Below are 20,466 nucleotides of genomic sequence, written 5' to 3'. Positions count from 1 at the left end.
CCGGCCTGAACAAGAACGCGGACTGTGTCCGCTTCAGGCTGTGCGCCGGGTTCATCCGCAGATCGGCCTGAACAAGAACGCGGACTGTGTCCGCTTCAGGCTGTGTGCCGGGTTCATCCGCAGACCGGCCTGAACAAGAACGCGGACTGTGTCCGCTTCAGGTTGCGCGCCCGCGTTGCAGCTTTGCTTGATTTGAACATGCGTGCAGGCTCAGCCTGCTGGGTTGACATTCTGCGTGTTTGGATGGATAATAGAAACGTCGCAGCATATACTAGTCGAAAAACGCCGCATGTCCGAGCGCGTTTTGATTCTGCCGGCTGACGCTGGAAGATGGGATGGAACAGGTCTATGAGAGTGATCACCGGCAGCGCGCGGGGCGCGCGTCTTGAAACGCTGAGCGGTCTGGAAACGCGCCCCACGGCGGAACGGGTAAAAGAGGCCCTGTTCAGCAGTATCCAATTCGAACTGGAGGGCCGGCGCGTGCTCGATCTGTTTGCCGGCAGCGGTCAGCTCGGCATCGAGTCGCTCAGCCGGGGCGCTGCTTTGGCGGTTTTTGTCGACCAGAGCGCCGATGCCGTAAAAATCATCAAAGCCAATCTCACGCACACCCGCCTGTTTGAAAAGGCTCGGGTGCTGGAAACGGAGGCAGAGTTGTTTCTTGCCCGCGCGCCGGAAACGTATGATGTGATTTTTTTGGATCCGCCCTATCACCACGGTTTTCTGGAAAAGCTGCTGCCGCACGCGGCCGCGCATCTTTCTGCGCATGGCGTGCTGGTGGCGGAGGGAGCCAAAGACGACTCCATGCCCGAAGCGGTGGGCGACCTCCGTCTGGTGCAGAAAAAATCCTATGGGAAAACAGCGATCGGTTTTTATCGCGGCAAGGATGTGGACGTTTCATGTCATTAGCAATCTGTCCGGGCAGTTTTGACCCGCTGACGCTCGGCCATCTGGATATCATCTCCCGCGCCGCGCGCATGTTTGATTCCGTGGTGGTGGTGGTGATGTTCAATTCCGGCAAGAGTCCGGCCTTCACCGTGGAAGAACGGTATGCGTTCATTCGCAAATCCGTGGCGGGCATCCCGAACGTGGAGGTCGATACATACGAAGGGTTGCTGGCCGATTATTGTGCACTGCGGGGCGCTGACGCCGTGGTGCGCGGCCTGCGTGTGATGTCGGATTTTGAATATGAATTCCAGATGGCGCTCACCAACAATTCCCTGCATCCACAGACCGAGACCATCTTTTTGCCGGCCAACCGGGAATATATGTTCCTGAGTTCAAGCGTGGTGCGTGAAATCGCCCGCTTTGGCCGTGATATATCGCCCTTTGTGCCGCCCGAGATTGCCTTGGATATTCAGGCGCGGCTCTGCGGAAAGGAGAAGCAACATGAGCGTGGATGAACTTTTGGATTCTCTGGATGAAATGATCGACCGTTCCTGGGGGCTGCCGCTGCTGGGCGGGCGTTGCATGCTCGACGCCGAACGGGTGCGCGAGATCATAGACGATATCCGGCTCAACCTGCCTGCGGAGATTCGCCAGGCCAGAGCGATCGTGGCCGACCGTAGCGAAATCGTCCGGAATGCGCGTGAGGAGGCGGCCGCCATCGTGCGCGCAGCGCAGGAAAAGGCAAACGCGATGATCCGCGAGGATGAGATTACCAGAAATGCCCGGGAAAAAGCCAATGATATTATGACGCAGGCCAACCAGCAGTCCAAAGAAGTGAAGATTGCCGCCGCGGATTTTGTGGACAAGCTGATGCACAACTGTGAAGAAGCAATGGCGGGTTCTCTCGGCGAATTGCGCCAGGCCAGGCAGGCACTTCGCAAAACCGGCCGCAAGCCCTAAAACACATGGTGCCGGATCGTCATGATGCTTTAAGATAAAATCGGAATAGGCTTAGAGGGGCGGACCTGCTGGTCCGCCCCTTTTTGGCGTTTAAAGAAATGCCGGCGCCCATAGCGGCGCGTTTTTTATACGTACGGCGGGCGGCTCATCTTTTTTTTGGCGCCGGCCGCTTCCCGTTCGTGACAAGTTTTCCGGTTTTTCCACGGGAAAACGGCATGTTTTTCCTGCTCTTTGTCAAAGATGGAAATAAACTTATGCTTGAAATTCCAACCGGCACCCAGTATAATTTAAGTATGGTGGGTAAAAGTGGTGGATCGTGGAGCGTTGGTCCCCGATTTCTCCATTCTGGGCACGCGGAGGGCGCGTATGCTGATTGGGAAATATCAACATAATATCGATGCCAAGGGCCGCGTGTTCATTCCCGCTCGCCTGCGGGAAGACCTGGGGGAGCATTTCATCCTGACCAAAGGGCTGGAAAACTGTCTCTATGTCTATTCCGAAACCGAATGGGGTGTGCTGGAGGCCCGTATCCGCGCGCTGCCGTTTTCCAAAGGGCGGCAGCTCCAGCGGTTTTTCTTTGCGGGCGCGTGCGACGTGGAGGCGGACAAGCAGGGCCGTATCGTGCTGCCGGCCGATCTGCGTGCCTATGCGGGGCTGGAACACGAGGCGGTCATCATCGGCGCTTCCACCCGCGCGGAAATTTGGGACAGCAAACGTTGGGAAACCGCTTGCGAAGCCATCACGCCGGAAACGGTGGAGCAGGCCATGGAGGAGCTCGGGTTCTGATATGCAGAAGTTTTATCACCAGAGCGTATTGCTCCATGAAAGCATTGAAGCGCTTGCCATCCGGCCGGACGGCGTGTATGTGGACGGCACGGCGGGCGGGGGCGGGCATTCCGCCGCCATCGCCGCCGGGCTGGAGAGCGGCCGCCTGATCGCACTGGATGCCGACCCGGATGCCGTGCGCGCCGCGGGGGAGCGGCTGGCGCCGTTTGGTTCCAAAGCGTGCGTGGTGCAATCCAATTTCCGCGACATGAAACGCGTGCTCGCGGATCTGGGCATCGCCGAAGTGGACGGCATCCTGCTCGATCTCGGCGTCTCTTCGCACCAGTTTGACACGCCCGCGCGCGGCTTCTCCTACCGGGCGGATGCGCCGCTGGATATGCGGATGTCCCAGTCCGGCTTGGGCGCCAGGGAACTGCTGGCCACCGCCTCCTACGCCGAGCTGGTGCGCATCCTGCGCGAATACGGCGAGGAACGGTTCGCGCCGCGCATCGCCGCCGCCATCTGTAAGCGGCGGGAGACCAAGCCGTTGGAAACGACGTTTGAGCTTTCCGAACTGGTCCGCGAAGCCTACCCCGCGCCTGCAAGGCGCAGCGGGCACCCGGCGCGCAAAACGTTCCAGGCGCTGCGCATGGCGGTAAACGGAGAGCTGGAGTCGCTCAGCGTACTGCTGGACGACGCGCTGGCATTGCTTCGCCCGGGCGGCAGGCTCTGCATCATCACCTTTCACTCGCTGGAGGACCGGATGGTTAAGCAGCGCTTTTTAAGTTGGGCGCAGGGTTGCATCTGCCCGCCGGATTTTCCGGTGTGCGTCTGCGGGCGCAAGCCGCAGGTCAGGGTGGTGTACAAACGGGGCGTCCTGCCGTCGGCGGAGGAGATCGAAGCAAACCAGCGTAGCCGCAGCGCGCGCCTGCGCGTGGCGGAAAAACTGGAGCAGGACTGAGCCGCCGCCGATCAGACAAAGCCGATTCTAGATTCATATACAATGGGGCCGCCTTATACCCAAGGGAACGGCAGCCCCCACAGACAAAAATGCAGAAAGGGAGTTTTGCGAATGCCGAACCAAGCAAGCGCGGCATACGACCTGTCTTTGTTTGAGCCAAAGCCACCGGGCCAGACACACGGGGACGCGCACCGGAAAGGCAGGTCCAGGAAAAAGAACACCGCTGCCGCGGTGCGTGCGCGCATCACCATCCGGCCCATGCAGGCCGTGCGGTGGGCGGCCGTAGCCGCGGTGTGCCTGGCGGCGCTTGGCTCCATCATGGTCTGTAATGTACAGAGCACCAAACTCAACGACCAGGTTGCGGCGATGCAGAAAAAACTCGCGGCGGCACAGGCCGACGAGGTCCGGTTGAACATGCAGCAGCAGAGCCGGGCGTCCCTGGGAAATGTCGAAAGCTATGCGGTCAACAATCTGGGCATGCAGAAAACCACCCCTTACCAGATTGAATATATCCACATCAACAGCAAGGATAAGGTCGTCGTACAAAAGTCGCAGGAAGGTATCCTGTCACGCCTGTATAACTGGATTTTGGAATACTTGTGATCTTCCCCCAATAAATTAAGAAAAGAGGCGAAACGAACACACGCAGCCACGGGGGGCGGCAGATCATGGCAAGAGGACCGGGTTTTTCGATGAAGAAGAAAATGCTTGTCATCCTCTTTGGCTTTTTTGCCCTCGGGTTTGCCGTCCTCATTGTCCGCCTGTTCATCCTGCAGGTGCTCGACGGGCCGTTTTACGCGCAGCGCGCGGCCAGGCAGCAGCTTGCCACCGTGCGCATCTCGGCCAATCGCGGCAGCATCCTCGACCGCAACGGCAAGCCGCTTGCGCAGAGCGCCACCGTGTGGGATGTGACCGTTTCCCCGTCCTATATCAAAACGGACGCGGAACGCAACAAGACCGCCGACGCGCTTTCCCGCATCCTTGCGATCGACCGCCAGACCCTGTACAATAAAATCAACCAGCGCATCAGCTATGTGGTGGTTGCCAAGCGCATCGAAAAGCCCACGCAGGAGCTGGTGGCCGATTATATCCGGGAAAACAACATCGGCTACATCGGGCTGGTGGAAGACAGCAAGCGCTATTATCCCTACGGGAATTTTGCCGGACAGGTGCTCGGGTTTACCGGCACCGACGACCAGGGCCTCGCGGGGGTGGAAGCGCAGTACAACAGCGTGCTCAAGGGCACGTCCGGTAAGCTGGTCACAGCCAAGAACGCCCACGGCACCGACATGCCGTACAACTACTCCGCATATGAGCCTCCGACAGACGGCGACAACGTCGTTCTCACCATCGACGAGGTGGTGCAGCATGCGCTGGAAAACAACTTGCAGCAGGCCGTGGCGGACAACAACGTAACCAACCGCGTGGCCGCCATCGCCATGAACGTCAACACCGGGGAAATCCTCGGCATGGCCACCGAGCCGGGTTTCGACCCCAATGACCCCTACACCATCGCGGACCCGGCCGCGCAGAAAACGCTTGCCGGCCTGAGCGGGGATGCGCTGGGGCAGGCCACCGCCAATGCCCGGCAGGCCCAGTGGCGCAACAAGGCCATCACCGAGCCGTATGAGCCGGGGTCGGTCTTCAAGACCATCACAGCAGCCTCCGCCATCGACGCGGGCGTGGTCAAGGCCACCGACCTGTTCAGTGATCCGGGTTCCATCAAGGTGGCGGGCACCACCTTCCACGACTGGAAGGCGGGCGGCAGCGGCACGGTGACCTTCCTGCAGGGCTTCGAGCAATCCATCAACGTCGTGTTCATTCAGGTCGGGCAGCGTCTCGGCGTTGCCAATTTTTATAAATATCTTTCCAATTTCGGGCTGACAACCAAGACCGGCATCGACCTGCCGGGCGAGGCGCTCAGCATCACCATTCCCGAAAAGCGTTACGGGCCGGTGGAACTGGCTTCGGCGTCGTTTGGGCAGAGCAACAAGTTCACCCCGGTGGAAATGATCACCGCCATTGCCGCCGTGTCCAACGGCGGCAAGCTGGTGCAGCCGCACATCGTTAAGGAAATCACAGACCCGAGCGGCAAGGTGATCAAAACGTTCGGCACGACAGTCAAGAAGCAGGTGATGACACCAGAAGCGTCCAAAGAAATGGATCGTATTCTCCAACTGGAGGTCACCGAGGGCAGCGGCAAAAACGCCTATGTGGCGGGCTACCGCATCGGCGGCAAGACCGGCACCGCCCAGAAGCTGGACGTTGCCGATTCCACCGCACGCATTGCGTCGTTCTGCGGCGTTGCCCCGTGTGACGACCCGCAGGTGGCCGTGCTGCTGCTGATGGATGAGCCGCACAACACCACCAGCAATTACGGCGGTGTAATCGCGGCTCCGGTGGTGGGCACCATCTTTTCGCAGATCCTGCCTTACCTCGGCGTGCAGCCCCAATACACGCCGGAGGAACTGGCCAAGGTGGAGGTGCAGGCGCCGAATGCCGTGGGGCGCAAGGCGGCAGACGCCGCGCAGCAGTTTACCGCCGCGGGCCTGAACGTACAGATGGTGGGCGGCGGGGACACCGTGACCGCCCAGATGCCCGCAGCCGGCGAGATGGTACCCAAAGGCGGCTCGGTGGTGCTCTACACCGGCGGTGCGCAGCCTGCCAGCACCGCCGTGGTGCCCAATCTCATCGGGCAGACGCCCGAACAGGTAAACGCCGCCATGGCCGCCGCCCATCTCAATGTCAACTTTACGGGGTTGGCACAGGATGCGACAGGGGAAACGGCTTATGCGCAGAGCCAGCCCGTGGGGGCGCAGGTGCCGCCCGGCACGGTGGTTGAGGTCCGGTTTCGCGACAGCACCGTGAAGGACGATGTCATACCCTCGCAGTAACTCGTCCATAATCATCCATAGATGTAGAAAGACCGGATGCGGCCGTGCGGGGCACCGGTTTGGTTCCGGTCATGGTCGGCAAAAGTGGAGGCACAGTATGAAACTTCAAAATCTGTTGAGAGATGTTTCCTATACCGGCGGCGCGTTGCCGGAATTCGAGATTACCGGCATCACGGCGGATTCCCGCAAGGCGGGGCCGGGCGTGGTGTTTGTGTGCATCCCGGGCGAACGGGCGGACGGGCATGATTTCGCCGCGTCCGCGGCGGCTGCGGGCAGCCCCGCCGTGCTTGCGCTGCGGGATACGGGCGCACCTGTCCCGCATATACTTGTAAAGGACACGCGCCTGGCCTACGCCCTGTGCTGCGCCAATTTTTTCGGCCGCCCGGCGGAGCGCCTGCGCATGGTGGGCGTGACCGGTACCAACGGCAAAACCACCACAACCACACTGCTCAAGGAGATTTTGGAGTACAACGGGCACAAATCCGGGCTGATCGGCACCATCGTGAACATGGCGGGCGGCAAGACGCTGCCCTCTCACCTCACCACGCCCGAACCGTATGAGTTTCAGCAGTTGCTGAAGACCATTGCGGACGAGGGATGCGAGTTTGCGGTGATGGAGGTTTCCTCCCATGCGCTGGCGCAGGAACGGGTCGCGGGCTGCCATTTTGAGGCGGCGGTCTTCACCAATCTGACACAGGATCATCTGGACTTCCACAAGACCATGGAAAACTATCTCGAAGCCAAAGAAAAACTGTTTTCCATGTGCGATCTGGGCATTGTCAATGTGGACGACGACTATGCGCCCGAGATCATCCGCACCGCCAAATGCAAAACGGTGACCTATTCCGCCCGGTATATGAACGCGGATTATACGGCAAGAAATATCAAACTCAAAAACGACGGCGTGGAGTACGAAATGGTTGGAAACGCGCTCATCGGACGGGTGTCGGTGCCCATTCCGGGGGCATTTTCGGTATACAATACGCTGGCGGCCGCGGCGGCCGCGGTGTCACTGGGCATTCCGTTCAAGCAGGTGCTGGAAGCGCTGCACCAGGTCAAGGGTGTGAAGGGCCGCATCGAGGTCGTGCCGACCGGGCGCAACTTCACCGTCATCATCGACTATGCACACACGCCGGACGCGCTGGAAAAGATCCTCAAGAGCATCCGGGGCTTTGCAAAAGGCAGGGTGGTGGCGTTGTTCGGCTGTGGGGGAGACCGCGATAAAACCAAGCGCCCCATCATGGGCATGGTGGCGGGACGGGGCGCCGATTTCTGCATCGTCACCTCCGACAACCCGCGCACCGAGGACCCGCAGGCCATCATCGACGACATCCTGCCCGGCATGGACGGTCCGGCGCCCTATGTGGTAGTGCCCAACCGCCGCGAAGCCATTGCCTACGCGTTGAAAAACGCGCAAAAAGACGACATCGTCCTGCTGGCTGGCAAGGGACATGAGGATTACCAGATCATCGGGCGCGAAAAACACCATTTCGATGAGCGCGAGGTCGTGGCGGAGATCCTGCGCTGCCTGCCGGTCCACGGGGAGGAATAAAGGAAACAAATGGAACAGATCACGCTGGATTTTATCCTGAACGCAACCGGGGGAAGGTTGACACGCGCGTGCTTCAACTGCAGATGCACCGACGTATCCACCGATACCCGCACCATCCGGCCGGGCAGCCTGTTCATCGCGCTGCGCGGGGCGCGTTTCGACGGCAACGCCTATCTGAAAACGGCATTTGAAAAAGGCGCGTCGATCGCACTGGCCGAGCGGCCATGCCCGGGCTGGCCGGTGGTGCTGGTGGACGACGCGTATGTGGCGCTGCGCGCGCTGGCGGCGGCTTACCGTCGGCGCTTTTCGCTGCCGGTGGTGGGCGTGACGGGCAGCGTGGGCAAGACCTCCACGAAGGAAATGATTTTTTCCGTGCTTTCGCAGGCGTTCCGCACACTGAAAAACGAGGGCAACCTCAACAATCTCATCGGCATGCCCATGTCGGTGTTCGGCCTGGAACGGCAACACGAAGCCGCCGTGTTCGAGATGGGCATGAGCGCGTTCGGTGAGATTTCCGCGCTCTCGCAGGTGGCCGCGCCGGACATCGGGGTCATCACCAATATCGGCGTCTCGCACATCGAGATGCTCGGTTCGCAGGAAAACATCCTCAAAGCCAAGCTGGAGATCCTGGACGGGATGCGGCCGGGCGGCAAGCTCATTCTCAACGGCGACGACCCGCTCCTTGCAGGCGTGCAGACCGACAAGGCGGAAGTTATAACCTATGGCATTGAAAACACCGGCTGCGCCTATACGGCTGAAGAGGTTGAAAGCGGCGCGGAAGGCACCGCGTTTTGTCTGCGCTATCCGGGCGGCAGCATCGCGGCGCGCCTGCAGGTGGCCGGCAAACACAATGTCTACAATGCGCTGGCGGCTTTCGCCGTGGGGCGGGTTCTGGGCATGGAGCCGGATACCATCGCCGCGGGCTTTCTGCAATACGCGCCCACCGGCTACCGGCAGAAGATCGAGCGGGTCGGCGGCGTGACCTTTGTGGAGGACTGTTACAACGCCAGCCCCGACTCGATGCGCTCGGCGTTTGATGTGCTGCGCACGGTGCAGAAAACCGGGCGCAGGCTGGCCGTGCTGGCGGATATGCTGGAGTTGGGCGACACGGCGCCGGACGCGCACCGCGCGGTCGGGCGAGAGGCGGCGGAAAACGGCGTGGATGTCCTATTCAGTTACGGCGAAAACGCCCGATACTATCAAGAAGGCTATACGCAGGCCGGCGGCACGCAGGGCGCGCATTTTACCGACAAAGCCGCGCTGACCGACGCACTCTGCCAAATGCTGCGGGAGGGCGACGCGGTGCTGTTCAAAGGCAGCCGCGGCATGCGCCTGGAAGAAATCATACAAACCGCTGGGGAAAGGTGGACGTCACGATGACCGATACGGTCGTATTGTTGGCAGGGGTACTGGCGTTTGCCATTTCCGGGCTTTCCGGTATCTTTTTTATTCCATATCTAAAAAAAATCAAGGCGGGGCAGAGCATCCGCGATGTAGGTCCCACCTGGCATAAAAAGAAGCAGGGCACGCCCACCATGGGCGGTTTTCTGTTCATCTGCGGCACGGTGCTGGGCATGGCGCTCGCCTACCTCATCTGCTCGCGCCTGCTGCATGTGGGCGCGGCGCTCAGCTCATCCCAGAAGATCAAGCTGGTGGGTGGGATCATCATGGCGCTGTTGTTCGGGTTCATTGGCTTTATGGACGACTATGTAAAGGTGGTCAAAAAGCGCAACCTGGGGCTGACGGCCAGGCAGAAATCGGTGTTGCAGCTATGCGCCGCCGTGGTGTTCCTGATCGTCATGTATCTCGCGGGCGACCGCCCGTCCACCATGCTCATCCCGTTTTTAAACGTGCAGCTGCGCCTGGGTGTGCTGTACTGGCCGTTTGCGGCGCTCATCATCGTGGGCACGGTCAACGCCGTCAACCTCACCGACGGCATCGACGGTCTGTGCGGGTCGGTGACGATGATCGTCGCCATCGCGTTTCTGCTTTGTTCCAAGATCGTGTCCTATGCGGGCTTTGCGGCGCTTTCCGCCGCCCTTGCGGGCGGCTGCCTGGGCTTTTTGGTGTGGAATTTCCACCCGGCGCGCGTGTTCATGGGTGATACGGGTTCCCTGTTTCTGGGCGGCCTGCTCTGCGCGCTGGCTTTTGGCATCGGCCAGCCGTTAATTTTGGTTCCGCTGGGCATTATATACATTGTGGAGACGCTTTCGGTCATCATCCAGGTAATTTCGTTCAAGACGACCGGCAAGCGGGTCTTTAAAATGAGCCCGATCCACCACCACTTTGAACTTTCGGGCTGGAAGGAAAACAAGATCGTACTGATTTTCTCGCTGGTGACGATTCTTTGCTCCGCCGCGGCGGTGGCATGGCTGGCCGTCTATATGGGCCTGTTCTGAATCGCACCGGTGGGTGACGGGAGGTGGATGCCATGACGGCTGCCGGATCACGGCAACGGCTGCAGAAAAAAAAGCAACTGCTGCGCGGCGGGTTTGACCTGCCGCTGTTCGTGCTGGTAATGATCATCCTGATGCTGGGGCTGGTCATGATGTTTTCCGCCAGCTATGCGGACGGCTATTATAATCATCACGGCGACGGCTTTTACTACATCAAGCGGCAGGGGCTGTGGGCCGCCCTCGGGCTGGTGGTGATGTATATCATGGCGCGTGTGGATTACCACAGGCTGCGCAAATTCGTCCTGCCGGTGATGGCCGTCACCTATCTCCTGCTGGGCGTGGTGCTGTTTACCCACCCCATCAACGGGGTGCGGCGCTGGATTGATGTCGGTCCCATCAACATCCAGCCGTCGGAGATCGCCAAATTTGCCGTGGTGCTGCTGTTTGCGCACCTCATCGCCAAATTTTCCAATAAGCGTCGGAACAAGATGCAGACGTTCAAATACGGCGTGGCGCCGTTTGTGCTCGTGTTGGCCAGCGTGGCGGCGCTGATGATCAAGGAGCCGCATTTGTCCGGCACCATCCTGATCCTCGGTATCGGGTGTGTGATGATGTTTGTGGGCGGTACGCGCATCCGTTGGTTCGTCGTCGGGCTCAGTCTGGCGGGCGCCGCGCTGCTGGGGATGGTGCTGTTTACAAAGGTCATCGTCTATGCCAAAAACCGTCTGGTCTACTGGCTGGACCCGTTCAAAGATCCGCAGCACCACGGCTGGCAGACCATCCAGTCGCTCTATGCCATCGGTTCGGGCGGCATCATGGGGCTGGGTCTGGGTAATTCCAGACAGAAATACCTGTATGTTTCCGAACCGCAGAACGACTTCGTATTTCCCATCCTCTGCGAGGAACTGGGGCTGGTCGGCGCGGTCCTTGTCATCGTGCTGTTCGCCCTGCTGGTATGGCGGGGGTACGTTATTGCCATGCGCGCCCCCGATCGTTTCGGCGCCCTGATGGCGGTCGGGCTTACCACGCAGGTGGGCCTGCAGGCCATTCTCAATATTGCCGTCACCACCAACACCATCCCGAACACGGGCATCAGCCTGCCGTTTTTCAGCTACGGCGGTTCCTCTCTGTTGATGCTGCTGTTCCAGATGGGGGTCATCCTGTCTATTTCCCGTTATTCCAGCATCGAGCAGACGTAGAAACCTGCGGGTATCCCCGTCCGCACCACGCGCCGCGTTTCGGCATATGATGGCATTGCCGGGGGGCATTGCCCCAATTTGCTGAAAGGGTGCGTGACGATGTGCAAGTTGATGATCGAAGGCGGCAGGCAGCTACGGGGGACGGTTGACATTCAGGGCGCAAAGAATGCCGCGCTGCCGGTGCTGGCTGCCTGTGTGCTTTGCGGGTCCCCCTGCGTGATACATAACTGCCCGGGCCTGCTGGACGTGGATGCTTCCTGTAAGATTCTGGAGCATCTGGGCTGCCGGGTCCGGAAAGAGCGGGGAACGGTGACGGTCGATCCCACGGGTGTGACGGAGCCCGGCATCCCCGATGCACTGATGCGGGAAATGCGGTCTTCCATCGTATTTCTCGGCGCCATCGCGGCAAGGCTCGGCCGGGCGCACATCTCATTTCCGGGCGGCTGCGAGTTGGGGCCGCGTCCCATCGACCTGCACCTGGCCGCGCTGCGCAGGCTGGGGTTGGTCATCCATGAGGAACATGGGTATCTGGACTGCCACTGTACGGGCAGGCTGCACGGCGAGACCATCGCGCTCTCGTTCCCCAGTGTGGGCGCGACCGAAAATATTCTGCTCGCGGCAGCGACCGCAAAGGGAATGACCACGATCATCAATGCCGCGCGCGAGCCGGAGATTGCCGATCTGGCGTCTTTCCTCAACCGCTGCGGCGCCAAAGTGCGCGGCGCGGGGGAAAGCGTGGTGGAGATCGAGGGTGTGGATGCCCTGCACGGATGCGAACATGCGGTGATTCCGGACCGCATTGTGGCGGCCACCTACATGGCCGCCGCAGCCGCGACCGGCGGCGAGGTGGAACTGCGCGGCGTGCGGCAGGCGCACCTCAGCCCGGTGGTTCCCGTTTTCCTGGAAGCGGGATGTGCTATCCGCATCGCGGGAAACCGGCTGTTTCTGCGGGGCGCGCATCCTCTGTCGCCTCTGCGCTGTGTCCGCACCATGCCGTATCCGGGTTTCCCCACCGACGCGCAGGCTCCGGTGATGGCCATGTCCACGCTGGCGGCGGGCAACAGCTTGTTTGTGGAGAATATCTTTGAAAACCGCTACAAGCATGTGCCGGAGCTTGTGCGGATGGGCGCTTCCATCAAACTGGAGGGCAAGGTGGCGGTGGTCGAGGGAGTGGGCACGCTGTTCGGCGCGCCGGTCGTGGCGGCCGACCTGCGCGGCGGCGCGGCGCTGGTGGTGGCGGGGCTGGCCGCCGAAGGAGTCACCGAGGTGACCGGCCTGCACCATATCGACCGTGGGTACACATCGATCGAACAGGATCTGACACGGCTGGGCGCGCAGATCCACCGGGCGGTTGCCAACGGATAGCCCGGCTGTATTTCACAACGGAGGATGTCGATGATACGGGAACAGGAAAGGCGGTCGGGGCGCCGGCCCGCACCGCAAAGCGCACGGAGCAGAAGCCGCCGCGCCGCGGCAGCAAAACCGCAGGTCCGGCGAAAGCGGCGCAAACTCTCACGGGCCGGTCGGCTGGTGGTGCTTGTGTGCGTATTGCTGGCCCTGGCGGTGGCCGCCGGCGCGGCTGTGTGGCTCATTTTACCGGTGGGTGCGGTCACGGTGACGGGGCAGACGTCTTATCCGCGTGAAAAAATCCTGCAGGTGAGCGGCGTGACCGTCGGTGACCGCCTTTTCGGGGTGGACAAAAAGAAGACCGCGCGCCTGCTGGAGGCCAATCTGCCGTATATCGCATCCGCGTCCGTTTCGTGGCGCCTGCCGGATACGCTGGTGCTCCATTTGACAAAGGCCGTGCCGGTCGCGGCCGTGCCCCGGACGGGTGGCTACACCGTGCTGGATGCGGAGGGCAAGGTGCTGGAAACCCCGGCGGATTTGAAGGCGTTTCCCGGCGTTCCCTCTGTGACCGGACCGGACGTCGGCTCTCTGACACCGGGGCAGGCGCTGGGCAAACCCGCACAGGCCAAACTGGCTTCCGCCGTCATGCTGCTGCGCGCCGTCAAGGCGGCAGGCATCCCGCAGGCCACGTCCGTGGATGTGCACGATCCGTTCCAGATCACGTTTGGCCATCAGAACCGTATCACGGTGCTGATCGGCACGTCGGCCGATCTTGATGAAAAGCTGCGGTTCGCTGCCTATATGCTTACCAAGCAGCTCCTGTCATCCGATACCGGTACGCTGGATGTTTCCAAGGCTGCGCAGAGCAATCAGGCGGTGTTCAGCCCCGCGGGCGGATGAAAATGGACGAAAAACCGCGTTGCCTGGCGCATAAAAGCGGTGAGCAGAAGCCTGTTGGCAGGAAGTGCATGCTTTTACATAGTTTCCCGGCGTTTTGTGTTATTCCCTATTGAAATGACCGTAAAAAACCTGTAGAATAAGACTAATAATGGGCCTGTCCTATGATTTGGAGGAAGAAAGATGGCTTTTGAGCTTGATCGTGATATTGACAATATTGTTCAGATAAAAGTGGTCGGCGTGGGCGGCGGCGGGAATAACGCTGTCAACCGCATGATCAATTCCGATGTACAGGGCGTAGAATTTATTTCCATTAATACAGATCGGCAGGCGCTGATCCTGTCGCAGGCGACGCATAAACTCCAGATTGGGGACAAGCTTACTCACGGGCAGGGCGCGGGCGCTAACCCTGAAAAAGGCCAGCGGGCCGCCGAGGAGAGCCGCGACGAGATTGCCGATGCGCTCAAAGGCACGCATATGGTCTTCATCACCGCGGGCATGGGCGGCGGCACGGGTACGGGCGCCGCGCCTGTAATCGCGGCGGTGGCCAAGGAACTGGGCATCCTCACGGTCGGCATCGTGACCAAACCGTTTGCGTTCGAGGGCCGGCGGCGGATGGAACAGGCCGAATCCGGCATCATGGCGCTGCGCGAACATGTCGATTCGCTGGTCATCATTCCCAACGAGCGGCTCAAGCTGGTGTCCGAGCAGAAGATCACGTTGGCCAACGCCTTTGAGGTGGCCGACGATGTGCTCAGGCAGGGTGTGCAGAGCATCTCCGATCTTATCAAGGTGCCGGGGCTGGTCAACCTCGACTTTGCCGACGTGACCGCCGTAATGCGGGACGCCGGCTACGCGCACATGGGCGTGGGTCGCGCCTCGGGCAAGGACAAGGCGGAGCAGGCGGCCCGGATGGCGATCTCCAGCCCGCTGCTGGAGACCTCCATCGCCGGTGCGCGCGGTGTAATCATCAACGTGATGGCTTCTGCCGACATCGGGCTCGAAGAAGTCGAGATCGCGTCCTCCATGGTGACTGAAGCCGCCGATCCGGGTGCGAACATCATCTGGGGCGCGGCGCTTTCCGACACGCTCGATGACGAGATCAACATCACCGTAATCGCCACGGGGTTCGATTCGGAAGATACCGGATCGGTGCGGAATGTTTCTGCTTCCGCTTCCGCTTCCGCCGCTGCCGCCCGCGGTCCGGAAACCGGCAAGGCGTCATCGCAGGCCGCGCCCGGCCAGTCCGCTGCGAAGCCCGGCATGCCTTCTTCCCGCCCCAATACGGCGGATGACGAGTATTTCGATATCATGAGCATCTTCAACCGTCGCAAATAATCCCCGATCTATTTGGCATTTTCTGTGCGCCGCCTTTGCTGCGGCGCCTTTTCCATACCCTTTTTTAGGGATGCTCTGACGGCGGCACAGACGGGAACAGTGACCTGATTGCGTGCAATATCACATCAAAACGCGCTAAAACAGGGGATGTGACCGGGAATTTCGGGGTTTTCCCGGAATTTTCGGTTCATATTGCCGCATACTGCTTTTTTTGATAAAATATCGGCGGAACAGGTTCCCAAAAAGGCATGTGTGTGCTATAATACAATGTAGGCTTATTCATCATGGATCGAATGTGCCGGATCTTTCGCGCCTCAGGCGCCGGGGGGACCGCACGATCCGATAAAAAAGCAGAGGTGATTGAACTGTGGGCGACCCTGTAAGCCGAAGACCTCGGGTTTACAAACCAATATTGAGCGGGGGAGCCCGCCGTGTCTGACACACGCCGCTCCTCCGGAAAGGAGTGCGCGTTATGCTGCGTTTTTATCGTGCGCCTGACGACCGTTTGGCCGAAACAGGCGAAGGAAAAGATGTGCGCTTCATCAGCGCCGTCACGCCGACGGATGCGGAGGTATCCCGTTTGTCGGCACATTTGGGCACCGGCCGCGACGTTTTTCGTGCCGCGCTGGAGGCGGATGCCACGCCCCGTATGGAAGTGTTTGAAGGGGCCGTGCTGTTTGTTTGCGCTTCCCCGGTCGCATACAGGCGAGGGGAGGCCATGCGGTTCGAGGTAGTTCCGCTTTCTCTGGTTCTGAGCGGGCGGACTGCCGCAGCCGTATGCGGCCGGGAGAATCCGGCGGTCAATGAACTGGTGCAGGGTCTCGGCGCCGCAGCCAATCAGAACGGCCGTGTAGTGCTGCAATTTATGCAGGTTTTGGCGGCGCGTTTTGCGCGGCATCTGCGTCAGATCGAAAAGATCACGACGTATCTCGAAAAGCAGCCGGGCAGTGCAAAACGCAACCACAAGCTGCGGGAACTGCTGGATCTAGAAACGGCCCTAGTCCGCTTTTCCATGGCGCTTCGAGAGAATGAAACGGTTCTGGAGAGCCTGCTGCGGGGCCGGCTGTTGACCCTGACGGAGGAAGAACGCTTGCTGCTTGAGCATGTGCGGGCGGAGATGAAACGCACGGGCGAACTGGCGGCTGCCTACAGCAGGCTGTTGGACGGAACGATCGGGACGCTGGCGACCATTGCATCGAACAACCTCAACCGGATGCTTCGCGTGTTTTCCATCGTCATCATTCTGCTGGCGATTTTGTTGGCCGGTTTTTTTGTATATGGGCTGCAAACGCCCGGCTTTCCCAGGGTGGGCGTGTTTCTGGTGCTCGCCCTGTCGGCTTTTTGCATGAGTTGCGGGGCGCTGGTGCTGCACCGGGGTCGAGCCGGCCGGCAGACGCCGTGAGCGGTGCAGCTTATATGTGGAGTCTGTGATTTTGCCCGCGCAGGCGGGCCTGTTTATCGGGGGTGAACGGCCGTATGGCGGCGGGTTCACCCCCGATGTGTTTTGTGGAGCTTGGAACCTGTCACGCGATGCGAACGGAGGATGCACATGAAAGAGCGGATGTACCATTTAAATTTGAAGCCGGAGGATGGGGCGCGGTTTGCGCTGCTGCCGGGCGACCCAGGCCGGGTGGAACAGATCGCCGCCTGCCTGGACGGCGCACGGCAGGTGGCCGTCAACCGGGAATTCTGCACTTGGGCCGGCATGGTGGCGGGCGAGCGCGTGCTGGTCACGTCCACCGGCATCGGGGGACCGTCGGCCGCCATCGCTATGGAAGAACTGGCGTCCATCGGGGTGGATACCTTTATCCGGGTGGGTACGTGCGGCGGCATGCAGCTTGCGGTGCAGGGCGGGGACATTGTTGTGCCCACCGCCGCCATCCGCATGGACGGCACCTCCCGCGAGTATCTGCCGGTGGAGTTCCCCGCCGTCGCGGATTTTTCCCTTACGCGCGCGCTGGCGGACGCTGCGGAGCAGTCCGGCCTGCGCGGCCATCTGGGGGTAGTGCAGAGCAAGGATTCATTCTATGGGCAGCACGAGCCGGAACGGATGCCGGTGGGGCAGCGCCTGCAGGCCGACTGGCAGGCGTGGATCAAAGGCGGCGCGCTGGCCAGCGAGATGGAGTGCGCGGCGCTCTTTACCGTGGCCGCTTGCCTGGGCGTGCGTGCGGGGGCGGTGCTCACCTGTGTCTGGAACCAGGAACGGCAGGCGGCCGGGCTTTCCAACCCCGAAACGCACGATTCGGGCGCTGCTATCCGCGTGGCAGTGGAAGCCGTTCGCAGGCTGACGGATGGCGGCAGGTGACCGTCAAACAATTTGGAAGATTTTCCGCAGAGCCGTCGTCCTTTCGCTTAAATATGGTATACTAGATATGGAATCCGATGCGCGGCGGCCGGACAGGGGCGCGCCGCGCGCCTGATCGATCAAAAACGGGACGGGAGTCTGCCGATGTATACAGATAAACGGGAAAAACGCAAGGAAGATGTGCTGGTGGGGCGAAACGCAGTGTTTGAAGCGTTGCGTGCGGGCCGCCCGGTGGACAGCGTACTCATCGCCAAAGGCAACAGCGGCGGGCCGGTGCGCCGCATTGTAGAGCTGTGCCGGGAGCGCGGGGTGGTCATTAAAGATGTAAGCAGCGTCAAGCTGGATGCCATTTGCGGCGGCATGAGCCACCAGGGAGTGGCGGCCATGGCCGCGGCGCATGAGTATGTAGGGGTGTCCGATATGCTCCACGCGGCGAAAGAGCGTGGAGAGCCGCCGTTTCTGGTTATCTGCGACGAGATCAACGACCCCCACAACCTCGGTGCGATCATCCGCACGGCGGAATGCTGCGGTGCGCACGGCGTCATCATCCCCAAGCGTGGTGCGGTGGGCCTGACGGCGGCGGTAGACAAAGCGGCCAGCGGCGCGCTGGAATACATGCCGGTCGCCCGCGTGTCCAATCTTGCCGCCACGGTGGAAGAACTCAAAAAAGAGGGCGTCTGGGTCTACGGCACGGATATGGACGGGCAGCCGTTTTATGAAACGGATTTTTCCGGCGGTGCGGCGGTAATCATCGGCTCGGAGGGCAAAGGCATTTCGCGCCTGCTCCGGGAAAAGTGCGACGTGGTCGTATCCATCCCCATGCGCGGGCGCATCACGTCGCTGAACGCTTCGGTGGCGGCCGGCATCGTCCTGTATGAAGCGGCCAAGACCCGTATCCGTACGGGAGGTGGTAAAGCATGAAAAAAGAGGACCCGATCGACAGAGGGCGGATGCAGGCCCCTCTGGAACAGTGGGAGCGTGAGGCGGAAGAACGGCTGAAGCAGCGCGCCGCACGCGAGGCTGCCGCGCAGGCCGTGGAGGTCGAGCGGGAGACGGAACGGACGGTGCCCGGGGAACAGGACGCCCCGCCGTTGGAACCGGAGCCAAACGAACCGCCTGCGGACGCGTCGTTACATACCGGGGACCGGCCCGCAGAATCGGAAATCGTGCCGGAGCAGATCGAGCGTATTCCGGATAAGCCGCAGACGGTTTCGGAAGCGGAGGCGGACGAACTCCCTTCCCCCGCGCGGCGCGGCGCGGCCGGGCTTGCGGCGCGTCTGGCGGCGGAGTTGGTCATTCTGGCAGCCTTTTTGCTGCTGGTCTGCGCGGTCACGTTCCATTACCCGCTGCCGTCCGTGCTGGCGTATCTGGAGCAGCCGGTTCCTTATGCCGCGGCCGGTGCCGCGCTGCTTCTTCTTGCCGGTGTTTTTGCCGCCCGGATACTGGCGGAAGGCTTCACCGCCCTGTTTACGCTGCGGCGGGAAACGGCCGGCGCAGCGGCGCTTGCTTTTTTGGGTGGTGCGGCGGGCTTTTTACCCGCCGTACTGCATGGCGCAGGTGCGGCCGATGCGGTGCCGTTTGCTTTGAGCGCGTGCGCCTGTCTGACTTTTGAAACCGGATCGAGGCTGTTGGCTGCCCGCGCGGCGCGGGCGGGCAACGTCGCGCTGCGGAAGATGGAAATGCCGCGCCGTGCGTTTATCCGAAGCGTGGAGGTCGGTCCGTCCGAAGGGGTGCAGGATGTTGTGGTGCCCGGCAGGCAGGCGCCGGCGCAGGATGTGCAGGATACCGGTGAGATCCCGACCGGACGGGTGGCGTCGGTGCTTGCGCTTGCGGTGCTGGTCATTGCGGCTGCGGCTGCCTGTGCGGTCGTGTTTCTCTTTCATCGCCCGGCGGAACAGGGCGCGCTGGTTTTTGCCGAGTTTGCTTCTGTGGGCGCGCCGCTGATGATGGGCTTTTCTGTGAACCTGTCGCTTCTGGCTGCTGCAAAAGCCCTGCAAAAGCGCGGCGCGGCACTTTCCGGTTATGGTGCGGTGCGCACGTTTGGTACCGCGGATGCGCTGTTTCTTCCCGAGCGGCTGCTCTATCCGGACGGGCAGGTGAAAATCTGCGCGCTCCGGCCCATGTCCGAACACGGCGTGGAAAACGCCGTGCTGGCGGCAGCCAGCGTGGCGGCGGCCGCGCAGATGTCCATAGCCTCCGCTATCCGGGGCCTTTTTGACGGCGGGGAAACGATCCTGCGGCCGGTGGAACGGCTGCAGGTGATTGATGAGATGGGCGTCGAAGCATGGGTGGACGGTAGCCATATTCTGCTCGGCAGCCGGAGCCTCCTGCGTCAGAAGCGTGTGGACCTCACCGGGCGGATGCTGTTGGAAGTGGAAGCCAAATATGCCGTCAAAGGCAATGATTTCGTCTATCTGGTGGTGGATGATGTGCCGGCGGCGCTCTTTGTTTTGCAATATACACCGGATAAAAAGCTGCGGACCGTTCTGCGCAGACTGACACGCACGGGCGTGCGGCTGCTGGCGGGCGCAGCCGATGCGAACATCAACCGGGAAATGCTCGCGGAGCAGTTCCGGCTGAAAAAACGCATGGTGCGGGTGTTGCCGCACCGGCAGGTAGAAGAGCTCTCGCTGCCGTCGGCTGATGAGAACGACGGGGCTGCATTATATATACGGGATCACGCGGTCGCGCTTGTCCGCGCCGTGGTCGCATGCGTGCGGTTGGACAGCACCGCCCGCGCCGTTGCGGCCATGCAGGTGATCGGCGCGCTGGCCAATCTTGTCCTGGCAGGTGCTGTGCTGTTGGCGCAGGGCCGCATGCTGGAACCGCTGGAAGCGCTGTTGCTGCAGCTGATCTGGGCGCTGCCGCCATTTCTGCTGGCCACGTTCCGCCGCCATGTCTGAACGGTTTTGGTCCCCATGATGTGTTTGCGTATGTTCCTGTAAAGGTGGCAGAGAGCGATGTATA

At 61.2% G+C, this 20,466-nt stretch carries 18 protein-coding genes; all 18 read left to right on the top strand.

Features of this window, described 5'->3' with window-relative positions; translation table 11 throughout:
- Nucleotides 1–348 precede the first annotated feature (348 nt).
- The 18 genes from rsmD to ETHHA_RS10260 all read left to right on the top strand — a co-directional run bounded on the left by rsmD (nucleotide 349) and on the right by ETHHA_RS10260 (nucleotide 20,402).
- Nucleotides 349–906, top strand: coding sequence for a 16S rRNA (guanine(966)-N(2))-methyltransferase RsmD (gene rsmD, locus ETHHA_RS10345; RefSeq protein ID WP_013485927.1), 558 nt, complete (start codon nucleotides 349–351; stop codon nucleotides 904–906).
- The gene (gene coaD, locus ETHHA_RS10340) at nucleotides 897–1,400 is read left to right on the top strand and encodes a pantetheine-phosphate adenylyltransferase (RefSeq protein ID WP_013485926.1); all 504 of its coding nucleotides are present in this window, start codon (nucleotides 897–899) and stop codon (nucleotides 1,398–1,400) included. Before rsmD ends, coaD begins: the two co-directional genes overlap by 10 nt.
- Nucleotides 1,387–1,845, top strand: coding sequence for an ATPase (locus ETHHA_RS10335; RefSeq protein ID WP_013485925.1), 459 nt, complete (start codon nucleotides 1,387–1,389; stop codon nucleotides 1,843–1,845). Before coaD ends, ETHHA_RS10335 begins: the two co-directional genes overlap by 14 nt.
- A 366-nt stretch (nucleotides 1,846–2,211) precedes the next feature.
- Nucleotides 2,212–2,631 (top strand): division/cell wall cluster transcriptional repressor MraZ, encoded by a 420-nt coding sequence (gene mraZ / locus ETHHA_RS10330; RefSeq protein ID WP_013485924.1) that lies wholly within the window; start codon nucleotides 2,212–2,214, stop codon nucleotides 2,629–2,631.
- A gap of 1 nt (nucleotide 2,632) precedes the next feature.
- The gene (gene rsmH / locus ETHHA_RS10325; RefSeq protein WP_013485923.1) at nucleotides 2,633–3,571 is read left to right on the top strand and encodes a 16S rRNA (cytosine(1402)-N(4))-methyltransferase RsmH; all 939 of its coding nucleotides are present in this window, start codon (nucleotides 2,633–2,635) and stop codon (nucleotides 3,569–3,571) included.
- Between the two features lie 111 nt (nucleotides 3,572–3,682).
- Complete coding sequence (locus ETHHA_RS10320) at nucleotides 3,683–4,174, top strand: hypothetical protein (RefSeq protein WP_013485922.1); 492 nt, start codon at nucleotides 3,683–3,685, stop codon at nucleotides 4,172–4,174.
- Nucleotides 4,175–4,239: 65 nt separating this feature from the next.
- Entirely contained in the window at nucleotides 4,240–6,465 is a 2,226-nt protein-coding gene (locus ETHHA_RS10315; protein WP_041686818.1) for a penicillin-binding transpeptidase domain-containing protein, read from the top strand.
- Nucleotides 6,466–6,562: 97 nt separating this feature from the next.
- On the top strand, nucleotides 6,563–8,017 hold the full coding sequence (locus ETHHA_RS10310; RefSeq protein WP_013485920.1) for a UDP-N-acetylmuramoyl-L-alanyl-D-glutamate--2,6-diaminopimelate ligase: 1,455 nt from the start codon (nucleotides 6,563–6,565) through the stop codon (nucleotides 8,015–8,017).
- A gap of 9 nt (nucleotides 8,018–8,026) precedes the next feature.
- Complete coding sequence (locus ETHHA_RS10305; protein ID WP_013485919.1) at nucleotides 8,027–9,397, top strand: UDP-N-acetylmuramoyl-tripeptide--D-alanyl-D-alanine ligase; 1,371 nt, start codon at nucleotides 8,027–8,029, stop codon at nucleotides 9,395–9,397.
- The gene (gene mraY / locus ETHHA_RS10300; protein ID WP_013485918.1) at nucleotides 9,394–10,416 is read left to right on the top strand and encodes a phospho-N-acetylmuramoyl-pentapeptide-transferase; all 1,023 of its coding nucleotides are present in this window, start codon (nucleotides 9,394–9,396) and stop codon (nucleotides 10,414–10,416) included. Before ETHHA_RS10305 ends, mraY begins: the two co-directional genes overlap by 4 nt.
- A gap of 32 nt (nucleotides 10,417–10,448) precedes the next feature.
- Nucleotides 10,449–11,612 (top strand): putative lipid II flippase FtsW, encoded by a 1,164-nt coding sequence (ftsW, locus tag ETHHA_RS10295; RefSeq protein ID WP_013485917.1) that lies wholly within the window; start codon nucleotides 10,449–10,451, stop codon nucleotides 11,610–11,612.
- Nucleotides 11,613–11,711: 99 nt separating this feature from the next.
- Entirely contained in the window at nucleotides 11,712–12,977 is a 1,266-nt protein-coding gene (murA, locus tag ETHHA_RS10290; RefSeq protein WP_013485916.1) for a UDP-N-acetylglucosamine 1-carboxyvinyltransferase, read from the top strand.
- 174 nt (nucleotides 12,978–13,151) lie between these two features.
- Entirely contained in the window at nucleotides 13,152–13,859 is a 708-nt protein-coding gene (locus ETHHA_RS10285) for a cell division protein FtsQ/DivIB (RefSeq protein ID WP_159033369.1), read from the top strand.
- A gap of 180 nt (nucleotides 13,860–14,039) precedes the next feature.
- Nucleotides 14,040–15,194, top strand: a complete 1,155-nt coding sequence (ftsZ, locus tag ETHHA_RS10280) for a cell division protein FtsZ (RefSeq protein WP_013485914.1) — start codon at nucleotides 14,040–14,042, stop codon at nucleotides 15,192–15,194.
- A gap of 472 nt (nucleotides 15,195–15,666) precedes the next feature.
- Nucleotides 15,667–16,596 carry a CorA family divalent cation transporter gene (locus tag ETHHA_RS10275; protein ID WP_013485913.1) on the top strand — a complete coding sequence of 310 codons (930 nt, stop codon included), beginning with the start codon at nucleotides 15,667–15,669 and terminating at the stop codon, nucleotides 16,594–16,596.
- A gap of 141 nt (nucleotides 16,597–16,737) precedes the next feature.
- Nucleotides 16,738–17,499, top strand: coding sequence for a uridine phosphorylase (gene udp / locus ETHHA_RS10270; RefSeq protein WP_041686817.1), 762 nt, complete (start codon nucleotides 16,738–16,740; stop codon nucleotides 17,497–17,499).
- A gap of 144 nt (nucleotides 17,500–17,643) precedes the next feature.
- The gene (rlmB, locus tag ETHHA_RS10265) at nucleotides 17,644–18,420 is read left to right on the top strand and encodes a 23S rRNA (guanosine(2251)-2'-O)-methyltransferase RlmB (RefSeq protein ID WP_013485911.1); all 777 of its coding nucleotides are present in this window, start codon (nucleotides 17,644–17,646) and stop codon (nucleotides 18,418–18,420) included.
- The gene (locus tag ETHHA_RS10260) at nucleotides 18,417–20,402 is read left to right on the top strand and encodes an HAD family hydrolase (RefSeq protein ID WP_013485910.1); all 1,986 of its coding nucleotides are present in this window, start codon (nucleotides 18,417–18,419) and stop codon (nucleotides 20,400–20,402) included. Before rlmB ends, ETHHA_RS10260 begins: the two co-directional genes overlap by 4 nt.
- Nucleotides 20,403–20,466: the final 64 nt, after the last annotated feature.

The sequence above is a fragment of the Ethanoligenens harbinense YUAN-3 genome (assembly GCF_000178115.2).
Taxonomy (GTDB): Bacteria; Bacillota; Clostridia; order Oscillospirales; family Ethanoligenentaceae; genus Ethanoligenens; species Ethanoligenens harbinense.
This window is presented reverse-complemented; position numbering and strand designations above follow the sequence as displayed.